This window comes from Myceligenerans indicum, from assembly GCF_016742955.1.
GTDB classification, from domain to species: domain Bacteria; phylum Actinomycetota; class Actinomycetes; order Actinomycetales; family Cellulomonadaceae; genus Myceligenerans; species Myceligenerans indicum.
Genome location: NZ_JABBYC010000071.1, coordinates 1 through 13836 on the forward strand (window position 1 = coordinate 1; position 13836 = coordinate 13836).

14 protein-coding genes and 2 tRNA genes are annotated in these 13836 nt (G+C 72.8%); 10 read left to right on the forward strand and 6 right to left on the reverse strand.

All coding sequences use genetic code 11. From position 1 onward, the window contains the following. Positions 1-540: 540 nt before the first annotated feature. Genes HGK34_RS20690 through HGK34_RS20700 form a run of 3 tightly spaced genes read left to right on the forward strand, consistent with a single transcriptional unit; the run spans position 541 to position 1900 of the window. Positions 541-780 (forward strand): hypothetical protein, encoded by a 240-nt coding sequence (locus HGK34_RS20690; RefSeq protein ID WP_201851019.1) that lies wholly within the window; start codon positions 541-543, stop codon positions 778-780. Then, positions 777-1217 carry a ribosome silencing factor gene (rsfS, locus tag HGK34_RS20695; protein WP_201851025.1) on the forward strand — a complete coding sequence of 147 codons (441 nt, stop codon included), beginning with the start codon at positions 777-779 and terminating at the stop codon, positions 1215-1217. The genes HGK34_RS20690 and rsfS overlap by 4 nt, the downstream gene beginning before the upstream one ends. Further along, positions 1214-1900, forward strand: a complete 687-nt coding sequence (locus tag HGK34_RS20700) for a histidine phosphatase family protein (RefSeq protein WP_201851026.1) — start codon at positions 1214-1216, stop codon at positions 1898-1900. The genes rsfS and HGK34_RS20700 overlap by 4 nt, the downstream gene beginning before the upstream one ends. Before the next feature lie 86 nt (positions 1901-1986). Here HGK34_RS20700 and HGK34_RS20705 read toward each other — a convergent pair whose 3' ends face one another. Next, on the reverse strand, positions 1987-3108 hold the full coding sequence (locus tag HGK34_RS20705; RefSeq protein WP_244667017.1) for a LacI family DNA-binding transcriptional regulator: 1122 nt from the start codon (positions 3106-3108) through the stop codon (positions 1987-1989). Positions 3109-3203: 95 nt separating this feature from the next. On the opposite strand from HGK34_RS20705, the gene HGK34_RS20710 reads away from it, so the two are divergent. The 4 genes from HGK34_RS20710 to HGK34_RS20725 all read left to right on the forward strand — a co-directional run bounded on the left by HGK34_RS20710 (position 3204) and on the right by HGK34_RS20725 (position 8307). Continuing rightward, positions 3204-5342, forward strand: coding sequence for a DUF2264 domain-containing protein (locus tag HGK34_RS20710; RefSeq protein ID WP_201851028.1), 2139 nt, complete (start codon positions 3204-3206; stop codon positions 5340-5342). A 228-nt stretch (positions 5343-5570) separates the two neighbouring features. Further along, complete coding sequence (locus HGK34_RS20715; RefSeq protein ID WP_201851030.1) at positions 5571-6863, forward strand: ABC transporter substrate-binding protein; 1293 nt, start codon at positions 5571-5573, stop codon at positions 6861-6863. Positions 6864-7028: 165 nt separating this feature from the next. Then, on the forward strand, positions 7029-7463 hold the full coding sequence (locus tag HGK34_RS20720) for a hypothetical protein (RefSeq protein WP_201851032.1): 435 nt from the start codon (positions 7029-7031) through the stop codon (positions 7461-7463). Between the two features lie 97 nt (positions 7464-7560). Then, on the forward strand, positions 7561-8307 hold the full coding sequence (locus HGK34_RS20725; protein ID WP_201851034.1) for an alpha/beta fold hydrolase: 747 nt from the start codon (positions 7561-7563) through the stop codon (positions 8305-8307). A gap of 3 nt (positions 8308-8310) precedes the next feature. On the opposite strand, the gene HGK34_RS20730 is transcribed toward HGK34_RS20725, so the two are convergent. Then, positions 8311-8847 (reverse strand): helix-turn-helix domain-containing protein, encoded by a 537-nt coding sequence (locus tag HGK34_RS20730; RefSeq protein WP_201851036.1) that lies wholly within the window; start codon positions 8845-8847, stop codon positions 8311-8313. A 75-nt stretch (positions 8848-8922) separates the two neighbouring features. Between HGK34_RS20730 and HGK34_RS20735 the strand changes: the two genes are divergently transcribed. Next, positions 8923-10140 (forward strand): benzoate/H(+) symporter BenE family transporter, encoded by a 1218-nt coding sequence (locus HGK34_RS20735; protein WP_201851038.1) that lies wholly within the window; start codon positions 8923-8925, stop codon positions 10138-10140. On the opposite strand, the gene HGK34_RS20740 is transcribed toward HGK34_RS20735, so the two are convergent. Next, entirely contained in the window at positions 10100-10780 is a 681-nt protein-coding gene (locus HGK34_RS20740) for a TetR/AcrR family transcriptional regulator C-terminal domain-containing protein (RefSeq protein ID WP_201851040.1), read from the reverse strand. The genes HGK34_RS20735 and HGK34_RS20740 overlap by 41 nt on opposite strands. A gap of 104 nt (positions 10781-10884) precedes the next feature. On the opposite strand from HGK34_RS20740, the gene HGK34_RS20745 reads away from it, so the two are divergent. Next, positions 10885-11373, forward strand: coding sequence for a nitroreductase/quinone reductase family protein (locus tag HGK34_RS20745; protein WP_201851047.1), 489 nt, complete (start codon positions 10885-10887; stop codon positions 11371-11373). Between the two features lie 57 nt (positions 11374-11430). On the opposite strand, the gene HGK34_RS20750 is transcribed toward HGK34_RS20745, so the two are convergent. The 3 genes from HGK34_RS20750 to HGK34_RS23670 all read right to left on the reverse strand — a co-directional run bounded on the left by HGK34_RS20750 (position 11431) and on the right by HGK34_RS23670 (position 13190). Next, complete coding sequence (locus HGK34_RS20750) at positions 11431-11730, reverse strand: DUF3175 domain-containing protein (protein ID WP_201851049.1); 300 nt, start codon at positions 11728-11730, stop codon at positions 11431-11433. 170 nt (positions 11731-11900) lie between these two features. Next, positions 11901-11973: transfer RNA gene (locus HGK34_RS20755), tRNA-Ala, on the reverse strand. A gap of 92 nt (positions 11974-12065) precedes the next feature. Then, positions 12066-13190, reverse strand: coding sequence for a DUF418 domain-containing protein (locus HGK34_RS23670; protein WP_201851051.1), 1125 nt, complete (start codon positions 13188-13190; stop codon positions 12066-12068). A gap of 303 nt (positions 13191-13493) precedes the next feature. On the opposite strand from HGK34_RS23670, the gene HGK34_RS20765 reads away from it, so the two are divergent. Then, positions 13494-13566 (forward strand) — tRNA-Ala (locus HGK34_RS20765). Positions 13567-13836: the final 270 nt, after the last annotated feature.

Sequence of the window (13836 nt, forward strand, 5' to 3'; positions counted from 1 at the left end):
AGATGTGTATAAGAGACAGCGGGTACCCCGCCCCCACCGGCTCCCGGCGCTGCGGGCGACGTGTCGGACGAGACCGTTCGTCGCGCGCCGCGAGGCGGCGCGCCCTGGGGGGCCCCGGCCCCGGCCCCGGCACCGGGCGCCGCTCCCGGGCAGGCCGGCCCGGGCGGGCGGAACCTTCCGCCCGGCGCCCCTGGATCGCCCTTCGGCGACTCTGGGGCCAACCCGCCTCGCGCCGAGGCCACGCAGGTGGCCCCCGCAGGCCTCCCGTGGGGCCGGAATGCCCCGGCTCCGGCCGCGACACCGGCTCCGGGCGGTGCTTCCCCGGCGTCGCCGTTCCCCCCTGCCGGCGGCGAGCCGGCCGCGTCGCCGTTCCCCCCTGCCGGCGGCGAGCCGGCCGGGTCACCGTTCCCGCCTGCCGGCGGCGAGCCGGGAGCAGGAGCGTCCCCGTTCCCGCCCGCCGGAGGTCCTCACGGCGCACCTCCTGGCCCACCACCAGGCCCCGGTGGCCCAGGCGGACAGCCTGACCACGGCTTCGAGGTGATGGTCGGAGGCGGACGGTCTCGTCCGTCCAGCTCCGCTCGCTCCGAGGCCGACTGGGACGAGACGGAGGAGGACCCCGGTCCCTCCTACACCTGGCTGCACTACGTCATCCTCGTGGTCGTGGCCTTCGTGCTCGGCCTGTTGATCTGGAAGCTCGTCCTCGAGAAGGACAGCACCTATGAACCGGACGAGGCCGCGCAGCTGATCACCTCCGTCCTTCCCGGGGTGGGACTGTCATGACGGCGACGGAACGCGCACGTGAGCTGGCCGTCGTCGCGGCTCGTGCGGCGAGCGACCGCAAGGCGCAGGAGATCATCGCCCTCGACGTGAGCGACCAGCTCGTGCTGACCGACATCTTCCTCATCGCGTCGGGCACGAACGAACGCCAGGTGTCGGCGATCGTGGACGCCGTCGAGGAGGCCATGTACAAGGCCGGATCCAAGGCGATCCGTCGCGAGGGCGTCTCGGAGGCACGCTGGGTGCTGCTGGACTTCGGCGACGTCGTCGTGCACGTGCAGCATGCGGAGGACCGCGTCTACTACGCGCTGGAGCGGCTCTGGAAGGACTGCCCGGAGGTCGAACTACCCCGCGACGCCCGCGGGGGCGGCGACACGTCGGAGTTCGGCGGGACCGACAAGGACTCGGCCATCCACCTGGATCCGGGGCTGCGTCAGTGACGGCGGGCAGTATCGTCCTGCTCCGCCACGGGCGTACGGCCTACAACCACTCCAAGCGACTGCAGGGACAGATCGACATCCCGCTGGACGACGTCGGACGCTGGCAGGCGGAACAGGGGGCGAACGCCCTGGCTTCGTCGCACAGGGCGACGAAGGTGGTGTCGAGCGACCTCCAGCGGGCCTTCGACACCGCAACCGCGTACGCGAAGCTGGTGGGGGCCGACGTCGAGGCGGACGAACGCCTGCGGGAACGTTCGTTCGGCGAGTGGGAGGGACTGACCGACGAGGCGATCGCCGAGCGCTGGCCGGCCGAGCACGCCCAGTGGCGTGCGGGCGCCGAACCGGTACGGGCCGGTGCGGAGTCCCGCCGGAACGTCGCCGAGCGGATGGTCGCCGGGGTGCTGGAGCATGCCGGCCGGCTCGACGCCGACGACACGCTGGTGGTGGTCTCGCACGGTGCCGCGATCACGCTGGCGCTCACCCTGCTGCTGGACCAGGATCCCGTCGAGTGGCGCGGCATCACGGGCCTGCACAACGTGCACTGGTCGCACCTGCGTGCCGCGGACCCGCAGGGCCACCCGGCCTGGCGGCTCGTGGCGCACAACGTGGGTGCCGGCTACCCCTTGGACCACTGGCTCGCGGGCCCGGACTGGAACCTGGAACCGGGCGTGGCCGGCGAGTAGTCCGGCCGCGACGGCGCACGGGCACGGTCGGCCCCGCGCCGCACGGGCCTGGCCGCTCAGTGCCCGGCTGCTCAGTGCCCGGCTGCTCAGGGCCCGGTGCGGACCGGTCCGGCCGCCGGGGCGGCGGGCCGCCTGCCGCCGCACGAGTCCCGCACCGTCAGGCGCGGCAGGAGCTCGACGTGCCGCGGCGGCCGGCGATCCTCGTCACCCTCGGTGATCCGGTCCACGAGCAGGCGCAGAGCCTCCCTGCCGAGCTCGCGTCGTGGCGGCGTGATCGTCGTCAGCGGTACCGCGGCGAGGTCCGCGTTCTCGTCGTCGTAGGCGACGACGGCGAGGTCGCCGGGGACCTTCAGCCCCCGGTCCAGGAGCGACTCGACCAGGCGTGCGGCGTGGTCGTCGGTGTGCACGAGCACGGCGCGCGTTCCGCTCTGCGCGCACCGGTCGAGCAGCTCGCCGAGTTCACGGCTCAACCGGTCCGGATCGTCCTCGCCCTTGGACAGGGCCATGACGGGACCCGGCTCGAGGCCGAGCCGGGTCGCGGCCCGGGCATACCCCTCCCGGACATGTGGTGCGGTCGGCGTCCGGTCGTACACACCCAACCCGATCCTCCGGTGCCCCAGCCCGTGCAGGTGCTCGACGGCGATCACGGCGCCGTGCGCGAGATCGGTGCGGGCGAGGTCCAGCTCGCTGATGCTGGACGGGTGGTCGATCCGGCGCTCCGCGAGCACCACGGGCACCGGGATCGACCGCAGCCGCCGCGCCAGCTCCTCGGGAGTGCACCCGCGCGTGGTGGGTGCGATGACGATCCCGCCGACGCCCAGCGCCACCATGCGTTCCACCTGGGCGGTCTCGACGTCGGGCCGGTAGTGCGAGACACCCAGCACCAGCCGGACGCGGAGGGCGGGGGCGAGCGCCTCCATCCCGCGGACGAACTCCGGGAAATGCATGCTCGTGCTGGGGACGATGACGCCGACCGGCGCGCGAGCGGCCTGGGGCCCACGGGACGAGGCCAGGGCGATCGCCCCGCCGTGCACGCGAGCCAGTTTGCCGGCAGTCTCCAGCGCGATGATGTCGCGCCGGATCGTCACCTCGGACACCCCGAAGCGGGACGCGACGTCGGCGGAGTGGACGCTGCCGCGCAGCTCGATCTCACGCAGCAGGTACTCGTGCCGTGCCCGGGGCAGGTGCATGTTCTCCTCCGTCGTCATCGACCGATGCGTCCGGAGAGGCACAATAGTCGCCCGTGGTGCGCGAATGATCGATATTGTCCGATCGGCCGCGGAGCGCGCACCGTCCGTCCAGGATGCCTGGCGTGACTGCCACTCCCGAGCCCCTGCCCGCTCTGGCCGCCGCATGGCGCTGGACCCGCGACCACTGGCTGGCCGAGGCCGACGGGCTGCTCGCGGCGACCGAGCCGTACACCTCACCGGGCCGCGCGCTGATCTCGCTCCCCGGCCCCGCCAGCGGCTCCGGCCCCTGGAGCGACGGCCTGGAGGGGTTCGCCCGGACGTTCCTCCTGGCCGCCCTTCGGCTGCGCGGCCAGGACGGTGCCGATCCGCACGGCCTGCTCGACCGGTACGCGGACGGGCTGGCGCACGGGACGGACCCGGCCGGCTCCGAGCGCTGGCCCCGGATCCCCGAACGCCGCCAGGCCGTGGTCGAGGCCGCGTCCGTCGCGATCGGTCTTGCCGAGACGCGCGCCTGGCTGTGGGACCGCCTGGACGACGGCACCCGCTCCCGTGTGGTCGACTGGCTCGGCGACATCGTCGGCACGAGCGGCTACCGGAACAACTGGATCTGGTTCCAGACGATCGTGGAGTCGTTCCTGGCCTCGGTGGGAGGCCCGTGGGAACAGGCCGACCTGGACCGGAACGAGGAGATCGGCGAGGCTCTCTACGTCGGGGACGGCTGGTACTCGGACGGCCGCGGCCGCGACGGCCGCCGGCAGTCGTTCGACTGGTACGCCGGCTGGGCCTGGCACGTGTACCCGCTGCTGCACGCGCGGATCGAGGGACGTCCACTCGCGGACCGGCACGCCGCCCGCCTGCGGGAATACCTCGACCAGGCCCAGCACCTGGTCGGCACGACCGGCGCGCCCCTCCTGCAGGGGCGCTCGATCACCTACCGGTTCGCCCTCCTCGCGCCGTTCTGGGCGGGCGCGCTCGCCGGGGTGACGCCACTGACGCCGGGGGCCACCCGGACGCTGACCTCCGCGGTCGCCGACCACTTCCGCCGCTCCGGCGCCGTCGACCCCGCCGGGCTCCTGCCGATCGGCTGGCACGGCCGGTACGACCGCGTGCGCCAGCTCTACACGGGACCGGCGTCGCCCTACTGGGCGAGCAAGGGCTTCCTCGGCCTGCTCCTGCCGCCGGACCACGACGTCTGGACCGCCCCGCCGGAACTGCCGGCACCGTGGTCCGGCGCGACGGTGACCGCGCTGCCGGTCCCGGGATGGATCGTGGCGGCCACACCCCGCGACGGCGTCGTGCGCGTGATCAACCACGGTTCCGACCGCCTGGTGGAATCATTCCTCGAACCTCACCCCGACGACCCGTTCTACCGTCGCACCGGCTACTCGAACATCACCTCGCCCCAGCTCTCGGCGGCCGCGATCGCCGCGCCCCTCGACTCGCACACCGCCCTGCTGGACGCGTCCGGCACGCCGTCGCACCGCGACGGGATCGAGCGGGTCCGGGGCGCCGGCGGCGTGCTGGTGTCGCGATCCCGGGTGCACTGGCTCGACCTGCCGTACCGGGAGCACCGTGCGCGGGACGCCGGGGCGCCGGATGCCGGCGCGCACGACGACGGCCGGTACGACGACGGCCGGTACGACGGCGGCCGGGGTGCCGGCGTACGCGGCCACGCCGGCGACGCGGCCACCTGGTCCGCCGTGCGGCGCGGCCCGCAGCTCACGACGGCGTCCGTGGTCCGTGGCCGCCACGAGATCCGGCTCGCGAGGTGGCGGCGCGAACCGGCGGCCGGCGTCGTCCCTGTACCTCCGGACACGGCGGCGCACCTGCTCGACCGCACCGCCGCCTGGCCCGAGGACCCCGGACCCTGGAGCGTCCACCTCGGGGGCTGGGCGCTCGCGGCGGACCGCCCCGAGGACCTGCGGGTCGAGCAGGACGCCCACGGTGTGCGGGTCGTGCGGGGCGACGGGGCGACGTCGCTCGTGCGCGGGCTGCTGGGCGCCGACGTGACCGGTGTGACGCGTCGCGCGAATGCCGACCCGCTCGGGGCCGTCTCGGTCACGCCGTGGGTGCGCGGGAGCGCCGCGGCGGCGCCCGGCGAGATCACCGCGGCGCTCGTCGTGCTGTCCGGAGGCGAGGAACCGCTGGAGCCCGCGGCGGTGGCCGCCGTCGTACCCGTTGGTGGCCCCGGGACGGCGACGGCCCGTATCACCTGGCCTGATGGTCACACCGACACGGTGGAGCTGGACTGAGGGGCCGTCGTGCACCGCCGCCGGTCGTGTCGCGCGCCACGGCGGGCGTCGTTCCGTGTGCCGTCTCAGGCGTGGATCGTGGCAGCGGTTGCACGTTTTTGTCCGTTCGCGCTCGCGACGGACACGCCGGTGGCAGCATCGTCGCCGTCAACCTGAGATCGTACGGATCCCCACGCCGCGCGGTCCCGAGGCCGCCGTGAGGCGGCGCACGTGTGCAAGGAGGCTCACATGGTCACAACGAGACGCGGGGTGCGCGCGGGTACCGCGGCCCTCGCCGCCGCGGGAATGGTCGCGCTCGGCGCGTGCTCCGGCGGCCCGGCCGTCGGCGGGGACGAGGAGATCGCGCTGACGTTCGCCTTCTGGGGTGACGCGAGCCGCGCGGACCGCTACGAGGAGTCGATCGCCCTGTTCGAGGAGGAGCACCCGAACGTCACCGTCCAGCCGTCCTACGCGGGGTTCGGCGACTACTGGACCGCCCGGAACACGGAGGCGGCGGGCAGTTCGCTCCCGGACGTCTTCCAGATGGACGTCACCTACCTCTACCAGTACGCCTCGACGCACCAGCTCCTGCCGCTGGACGAGTACACGCGGGACACGATCGACATCTCGAGCTTTCCCGAGTCGGTGATGCCCGCGACCCGGGTGGACGGACAGATCTACGGCATCCCGACGAGCACGGGGACACTCGCCAACTTCTTCAACGCGGACCTGCTGGCGGACCTCGGTATGGAACCTCCCGAAGGGGACCTCACCTGGGACGAGTACGACGCCTACCTCACCGAGGTGGCCGGGGCCGGTGCGGACCACGACCCGGTGGTGGACGGCTCGACGCAGTACGTCCAGATCATGTCCGTGTTCGAGATCTGGCTCGCCCAGCGCGGAAAGACGCTGTACACCCCGGAGGGCGAGCTCGGTTTCACCGAGGGCGACCTCGCCGAGTGGTGGGGCCGGGGCACCCGGATGCTGGAGTCCGGTGGCTTCGTCGACCCGAAGCGCACCGAACAGCTGGAGAGCGACACGCTCAGCGCCCGCTACACGGCCAGCGAGATCAGCTTCTACAACTTCCTGGTCCGCTTCACCGAGGGGACGGGCGGCGACGAGTTCACCATGACGCTCCCGCCGGCCGACGACCCGGACGACCGCGGGCTCTACCTCAAGCCCAGCCTCATGCTGTCGATCGGCGCCAACTCGGAGCACCCCGAGGTCGCCGCCGAGTTCATCGACTTCATCACCAACGATCCGCAGGTCAGTGAGATCTTCGGCACCTCGCGCGGCGTCCCGGTCTCCGCCTCGGCGATCGAAGGTCTGGACGCCGAGGGTCTCGACGCGCAGATCCTGGAGTACTGGGAGCAGGTCGCCGAGTTCGCCGACGACGCACCGCCCCCGCCCCCGGAGGGTGCCGGGGCGGTCGAGGCGGAGTTCATCCGCATCGCGCAGGACGTCGCCTTCGGCGCGACGAGCATCGACGACGGCGTGGCCGAGTTCTTCACGAGCGCCTCGGGGATCGTCGGGACCCGCTGAGAGGGTGGCGCCGCCCGGCGGACGCCCGGCCCGCCTCCCCGGCGGGCCGGGCGAGGCTGCGGCCCGGGCGTCCGGGCGGCACCCGCGACGCTGTGCCGCCGTTTGCCGCGGCGGGCGACGGAGTTGTACGTTGCCCGGGACGTGGACCGCCGGGGGAGGGCGATCGTGGGCGATTCCTGGGCACAGCAGCGCACCGAGGCGGCGCGCCTGCAGGCGGAGCGCCTGCGCGAGCGTCAGGACGCCGAGCACGCGCGCGCCGAGGCGATGCTCGCGCGGTTCGTGACGGAGGCCCGGGAAGCCGGCCTCGCACCGGAGCCGCTCGTGATGCGCGGGTACGGCGGGCGGGGGACCGCCCGGACGCCCCTGCGCGGCTGGTACCTGCGCACGGACCGGACGGCAGCGGTGTCCGACGACGGCGCCTTCTACGTGATGACCGCTCCGTTGTCGCTGCTCGACCGGCTCCGGGGCGTGCGCCCGGAGCCGAGGCGGCCACCGCTCGTCCTGGGTGCGGGTGGCAAGGACGGCGACTCGATCGAGCTCTCGGCGGCGCTGGACCGGCTGCTGCCGGGCCGGCGGCCGGGGACGGCGCCCGGCGTCTGACGCCCGGGGACTCCCGGCGCTCCGGTGTCCGGTACCACGTCGACCCGTCAGGTTCGCGTACTGGCTGGAGCTCCCCTGTCAGGGCTACGGTCGGCGAATGCGCCTCTCCCATGACTCGACAGGTTCCGGGCCCGACGTCCTGCTGCTGCACGCGGGCGTGGCCGACTCGCGGATGTGGGGCGCGCAGGTCGCCCCGCTCGCGAAGCACCATCGCGTCACGGTGTGTGACCTGCGTGGATATGGCAACACGGCGCTGACCAGTGAGCCGTACAGCGATGCCGACGACGTCCGGCGCCTCCTGGAGACCCTGGGGGCGCCTGCCACGCTCGTCGGAGCGTCGGCCGGCGGGCACGTGGCACTCCAGGTCGCCTCGGGCTGGCCGGAACTCGTGGACCGGCTCGTACTGCTCAACGCCGCCTACCCGCTGCCGGCCACGCGCTCGCTCGAACGCTTCGTGCGACGTGAGGACGTTCTGCTGTCGGCCGGCGACATCGAGGGGGCCACCGAACTGAACGTCGCCACCTGGTTGGGGCCGGAGGCCGACGACGGCGCCCGGGACCTCGTGCGCACCATGCAGCGCCACGCCTTCGACGTTCAGCTCGCCGTGGGTGACACGGTCAACCAGCAGCCCGGCCCGGACATCGACCTGTCGCGGGTCACGGCCCGCACGCTCGTCGTCTCCGGCGGTCAGGACCTGGACCACTTCCGCGAGGTCGCGGCCCACGTCGTCGGGCAGATCGCCGATGCCCGGCACGTCCAGCTCGGTTGGGCGGGGCACCTGCCGAACCTGGAGCGCCCGGAGGAGATCACGGAGTTGCTCGCGACCTTCCTGGACGAGACGTAGCCATCACGTCCGTGGCGTCACGATCACGTTGACCGCCTCGAAGCCGCTGTCCGGGTCGCCCGCGTAGACATGCGGCTGGTCGGCGGGGAAGTCGACGACGCTGCCTGCGGCGAGCTCGACGCGCCGGCCGCCGTAGGCGATCGAGCCGCTTCCGGTGAGCACGACGAGTCGCTCGGTCACACCGGCGGCGTGGGCGGGCGATCGGCGTACCCCGCCGGGCGCGAGCCGGATCAGGTAGACCTCGGTGACCCGCGCATCCTCGCGCAGCACCCGGACACGGGTGGTGGAGATGCCGCCCTCGTCGAGCCGTGCCCAGTCGTCGTCGCCCACGAGCTCCGCCATCGGTACGCCCAGTGGGCCCGCGACCGCGTACAGCGTGTCCAAGGTCGGGTTTCGGCGGCCGGTCTCCAGTTCGGACAGCGATCCCTTGCCGATACCGGCGCGCGCAGCCAGCGCCGTCAGCGACATCTCCCGTTCCGTGCGCAGCGCCCGGATGCGTCGTCCGACCCTGGCGGCCGCGCCGGACCTGACGTCATCCATGCGCACTCCTTGTCTGTTCTGTATACAGAACGTAGGGTGTTCCGTAATCAGAACAGCGTAGGGGAGGAACGTTCGATGAGCGACGGATCGCATCAAGGGCCCATCGCCGCCGGGATCGTCACAGCGGTCGTCGGGCCCAGCAGCTCGGTCGTCGTCGTCCTCGCAGGCCTGACCGCCGTGGGTGCGTCCCCGGCGCAGGCAGCTTCGGGGCTGCTCACGCTCCTCGTCACCCAGGGGCTCGGCATGCTGTGGCTCAGCCTCCGGCACCGCACGCCGATCGTGCTCGCCTGGTCCACGCCGGGCGCGGCCCTCCTGGCCTCGATGGCGGCCCTGGCGGACGGCTGGCCCGCAGCGGTGGCCGCGTTCGGCGTCACCGGCCTGCTCATCCTCCTCACCGCGCTGATACCCCGGCTGGGCAGGCTCGTCGCGGCCATTCCGGCATCCCTCGCACAGGGCATGCTCGCCGGGGTGCTCGTACCCCTGTGCCTCGCTCCGGCCACCGCGCTCGCCGGCGCCCCGCTCGCCGTCGCGCCCGTCGTGCTGACCTGGCTGGTACTCCTGCCCGTCTCCCGCCGTTGGGCCGTGCCCGCCGCGCTCGGTGTCGCGCTCGTCGTGGTGCTGCTCACCGGCCGGGACGCCATCTCCGGCGCGGGACTGGTCCCGGCGCCGGTGTGGACCACCCCTCACCTGACCGTCGAGGGCGTCATCGCCGTCTCCGTCCCGCTCTACGTGGTAACGATGGCGTCGCAGAACGTCCCCGGCGTGGCCGTCCTCGCCTCCCACGGCTACCGCGTTCCCTGGCGTGAGAGCCTGCTCGTCACCGGTCTGGGCACCATGCTCGGGGCGCCCGCCGGCGGTCACGCGATCAACCTGGCCGCCATCTCCGCCGCACTCGCCGCCGGCCCCGACGCGGGGCGGGATCCGCGCCGGCGCTGGATCGCGGCCGTCACCGCGGGTATCACCATGCTCGTGCTCGCCGCCGCGAGCGGCGCGCTCACGACCCTCGTCCAGGCCGCACCCGACGGGGTGATGCAGGCCGCGGCCGGCCTCGCGCTCCTCGGTACCCTCTCCGGCTCCCTGCTCGCGGCCCTCACGGACTCGCGCGACCGCGAGGCCGCCGTGCTCACGATGCTCATCGCCGCCTCGGGCGTGGCGTTCCTCGGCATCGGCGCCGCCTTCTGGGCGCTCGCCGCCGGACTGTTGCTCCGGTACGTCATGCGGCTCACGTGGCCTCGCCGACGTGCGGCGGTGCTCACTGCGGACGACGCCGCCGTTCCAGACCTTCGAGCGTGAGGTCGAGCGCGAAGACGAACTCGGCGTCGTCGTCGCAGCCGCCCAGGCCGTCGTGGCCGGAGACGGCGGCGGTCAGCTCGGCGAGGTGCGGCGTTCCCAGCGCCTGGAAGGCCTGCGTCTGGGCGGACATCTCCTCGGGCGTGGCCTGCTCGCTGTCGTCGTAGAGGTCCTGGCTGAAGCCCAGGATGCGGCTGCCGAGCGCATGGATCGCGTGATGCACCAGTTCGAGGTCGAACCCGCCGTCGCGCAGGATGCCCACCAGCGCGTCGAGGTGCCGCAGCTCTGCCGGGGTCGGGGTGAGCCGGGCCTTGCGCAGCTGAGCGGTCCATGGGTGCCGCGACATCGTCGCGCGGGCCGCCAGCATGGTCGCGCGGGCGTTCGTCCGCCAGCCACCGGCGTCGGTCACCGGATCGATCCGGGCGATGACGGCATCGATCATCGCTTCGAGCAGGGCTTCCTTGCCGTCCACGTGGCGGTAGAGCGACATCGGGTCGACGCCGAGGTGGGTGGCGAGGCGTCGCATGCTCACCGCTTCGACGCCTCCGGCGTCGGCCAGGTCGATCGCCGCGGCGACGACGAGCTCGCGGTTCAGCCGTGCGCGAGGCGTCCCACGTGTCCCGGGACCGGAGGATGCGGCCATCGGCGAAACCTTACCCTTGCCAGCTCTACGACGTAGATCTACGCTGTATCTACGCCGTAGATACAGCGTATACCCGCCCGGTTCCGATCTCCTGGAGGATCGACATGAGTGCACACCCGGCCACGCCCGCCACCGACCGCCCCCGTCTCCCGCCGCGATGGATCATCCGCACCGCCTGGTCCGCACAGCGCCTCCTCTACCGCCTCACCGGGGGCCGCTACCCGCTCACACGGCCCAAGGGTGGGAGCTTCGGCATGCTGCGCCTGCGCACCACCGGCCGCAGGAGCGGGCGGGAACGCGCCGTCATCCTCGGCTACGTCGTCGACGACGGCCGCTACGTCACACTCGCCATGAACGGATGGGACGACAGCCCGCCGGCCTGGTGGCTGAACCTGTCCGCCCGGCCGGATGCCGCCGTCGACACCGTCGACGGTCCTGTCGGCGTGCGCGGTCGCGCGGCGACGGGCGCCGAGCGCGACCGGCTGTGGCCCGCCCTCGTGGCGGCTCGCGGCTGGGGTGGTGAGGACCTGGACCGCTTCGTCGCCGCGCGGTCGCGGACCACTCCTGTCGTCGTGCTCGAACCGCGAGGCTGAACAGAGCGGTGTGCGGCGGCATCCTCCCGGGCAGGGCGATGCACGGCCGCCCGTCGCTCAGGCCCGCCCGAACTGCCGGCGCAGCTCGTCCTTCGCGCGTTCGAGCACCTGCTTCTGGTCGGCGCTCAGCTCCTTGCCGGCACGGTTGACGTAGAAGGTGAGCATCGACATCGCCGAACGGTACGGGGAGCTCCTGCGCCGTTCGCTCGCCTCGGCGGACCGCTTGAGGGAGGCGGCGATCCGCGCCGGGTCCTTCCACGTGAAGACGCCCGGCTCCAGGTCCAGCGCGTCACTGCCCTCGGTGACCCGCTGGGACCAGCGTTCGCGGCCGGTGCCCGGCCCCTCGCGATCGGCCATGCCTCCACGGTACGACGGCGCCCCGCGCCGCGTGGGCGACCTGGGGCGGGGCCGGAGCTGGGGACGGCCGTGCACGGCACCCATGTCGGCCGGGGGTGTGGGGGCCGTGCCCCTCCGGGAATGACGAAGCGACGCGGCCCGTGAGGGCACGCGTCGCATGATGATGAGAGTGGAGCTGAGGGGACTCGAACCCCTGACCCCCTGCATGCCATGCAGGTGCGCTACCAGCTGCGCCACAGCCCCAGTGCCCACTCCGAGCGGGCTCCGCAAGCATACGCAAGGCTGCACTCACCGGCCAAATCGTCTCCGAATACGCCGCGGTGCCCCGCGCCGGCTCAGCTGCGGCTGAGCCGGCGCAGCAGCACCTCCGCCGGCCCCCGGTGACCCGCCCGGTGCAGCCAGTACGCCCCCGCGACGGAGACCATCCAGGTTCCCGCCGCGATCCCGGCCGCCCCCACATACCGCAGCTCACCGCCGAGTCCGAGGGCGAACGGAGCCATCAGGGTGACGAACGCGACCGACTGGAACAGGTAGAACGTCAGGGAGCGCTGTCCGAGCGCCTGGACCGCCACGGCGACAGGATGTGCCGGTACGGGAAGGCGCAGCGCGATCAGCCCGACGAGCGCCGCCGCGCCGACACCGCCGGCGTACCCCGTGATGCCGTGCAGCACCGCCGCGGACCCGGCCGCGAACGGCGTCGGCCCCGGCCAGAAGCCGGCGTTCATCAGCGCGAACGGAATGCCGCCCAGGAGCGAGGACCCGAGCCCGACGACGGCGGTCCGGGCCAGGAGGGTCTGGTGACGGTGCGGCTCCTCCAGGATCCGGCGTCGTGCCGCCCAGATGCCCAGCACGACCCCCGGCACCACCTGCCAGGTCATGAAGACCGCCATCCGCAGCCACTCCACGATCCGGTCCCAGGGCGTGAAGATCGGGCTGTCCTGGCCGATCACGAGGCTGAAGCCCTCGGTCGCGGAGAGCGTTCCGTAGACCGCGAACGCCAGCGCCACGCCGAGGAGGGCGATGCGGAGAGCCTGCCACAGGCGTGCGTCGGACCAGGTGAGCGTTCCGGCCAGCACCAGGCTCGCGATCCCGTACATCGTCAGTACGTCGTAGAAGAGCAGCGCGACGTGCAGCAGGCCGAGCAGGAGCAACCACAGACCGCGACGTCGCACCAGACTCCGGACCGCGCTCCAGCTGTCGCCCCGGCCCCGACGGCGCAGGGCAAGCTGCGCGAGGCCGTAGCCGAACAAGAGGATGAACATCGGCCGGGCCCGATGGTTGACGACGAGTCCTTCCAGGAACACGGTCACCCGATCGCCGAACCCGGGCGCGCGAACGTCCTCGACTGCGTACAGCAGCAGGTAGGAGTGCGCGAGCGCGATGAAGAGAAGCATCAGGCCGCGCGCCAGGTCCGGCGCCGGGGCACGGGCAGCGGTGAGTGTCCGGGACGTGAGCTGCACCTACGGCCGCTCCGCCGCCGAGGTGCTGCTCGTCACCGGGGCCTGTGTCGGGATGTGCATCGGGCCTCCGAGTCGGGCACGACGACGCGCCATGGTGCTCCGGCGGGTCAGGACGAGGGTGTGACGGGCGTCAGACTGACACAACCAGAGCCCGGTGAACGACGCCCGCTTGAAGGGTGAACCGGCGACGATCTCCCGGTGCACGCGCGGCGTGACGAGGCACACGTGACGGGATCTCTCATTCGATTTGGCTGGCGGGCCCGGCGCTGCGTATGCTTGCGGAGCCCGCTCGGAGTGGGCACTGGGGCTGTGGCGCAGCTGGTAGCGCACCTGCATGGCATGCAGGGGGTCAGGGGTTCGAGTCCCCTCAGCTCCACAACCCGCACCATTGTGCGAAATGACGGGCCGGTCGATGTGTCGACCGGCCCGTCGTCGTGTTGGTCGAGTTGTTCGAGGGGGATCTTGTAGACCGGGGTGAGTGTGCTGCCCTGGATCTTGATTTCGGCGACGTGGGTTTCGGGGTTAGCGGCCAAAATGTGTGTCTGTCTCGGGCGTGTCGTGGGTCATCTGGGGCGTCCGGCCCAGCCTTTGCGGGTCCAGAGTCCTTCTTCGGGGGTCGCGGTCGTGTCGTAGCCGGCCGGGCTGA

Bases quoted from the DNA above. Each gene is read 5' to 3' on its own strand.
- HGK34_RS20690 (WP_201851019.1), top strand. From the start codon at position 541: ATGGTCGGAGGCGGACGGTCTCGTCCGTCCAGCTCCGCTCGCTCCGAG.
- rsfS (WP_201851025.1), top strand. From the start codon at position 777: ATGACGGCGACGGAACGCGCACGTGAGCTGGCCGTCGTCGCGGCTCGT.
- HGK34_RS20705 (WP_244667017.1), bottom strand. From the start codon at position 3,108: ATGACGACGGAGGAGAACATGCACCTGCCCCGGGCACGGCACGAGTAC.
- HGK34_RS20710 (WP_201851028.1), top strand. From the start codon at position 3,204: ATGCCTGGCGTGACTGCCACTCCCGAGCCCCTGCCCGCTCTGGCCGCC.
- HGK34_RS20715 (WP_201851030.1), top strand. From the start codon at position 5,571: ATGGTCACAACGAGACGCGGGGTGCGCGCGGGTACCGCGGCCCTCGCC.
- HGK34_RS20725 (WP_201851034.1), top strand. From the start codon at position 7,561: ATGCGCCTCTCCCATGACTCGACAGGTTCCGGGCCCGACGTCCTGCTG.
- HGK34_RS20730 (WP_201851036.1), bottom strand. From the start codon at position 8,847: ATGGATGACGTCAGGTCCGGCGCGGCCGCCAGGGTCGGACGACGCATC.
- HGK34_RS20735 (WP_201851038.1), top strand. From the start codon at position 8,923: ATGAGCGACGGATCGCATCAAGGGCCCATCGCCGCCGGGATCGTCACA.
- HGK34_RS20740 (WP_201851040.1), bottom strand. From the start codon at position 10,780: ATGGCCGCATCCTCCGGTCCCGGGACACGTGGGACGCCTCGCGCACGG.
- HGK34_RS20745 (WP_201851047.1), top strand. From the start codon at position 10,885: ATGAGTGCACACCCGGCCACGCCCGCCACCGACCGCCCCCGTCTCCCG.
- HGK34_RS20750 (WP_201851049.1), bottom strand. From the start codon at position 11,730: ATGGCCGATCGCGAGGGGCCGGGCACCGGCCGCGAACGCTGGTCCCAG.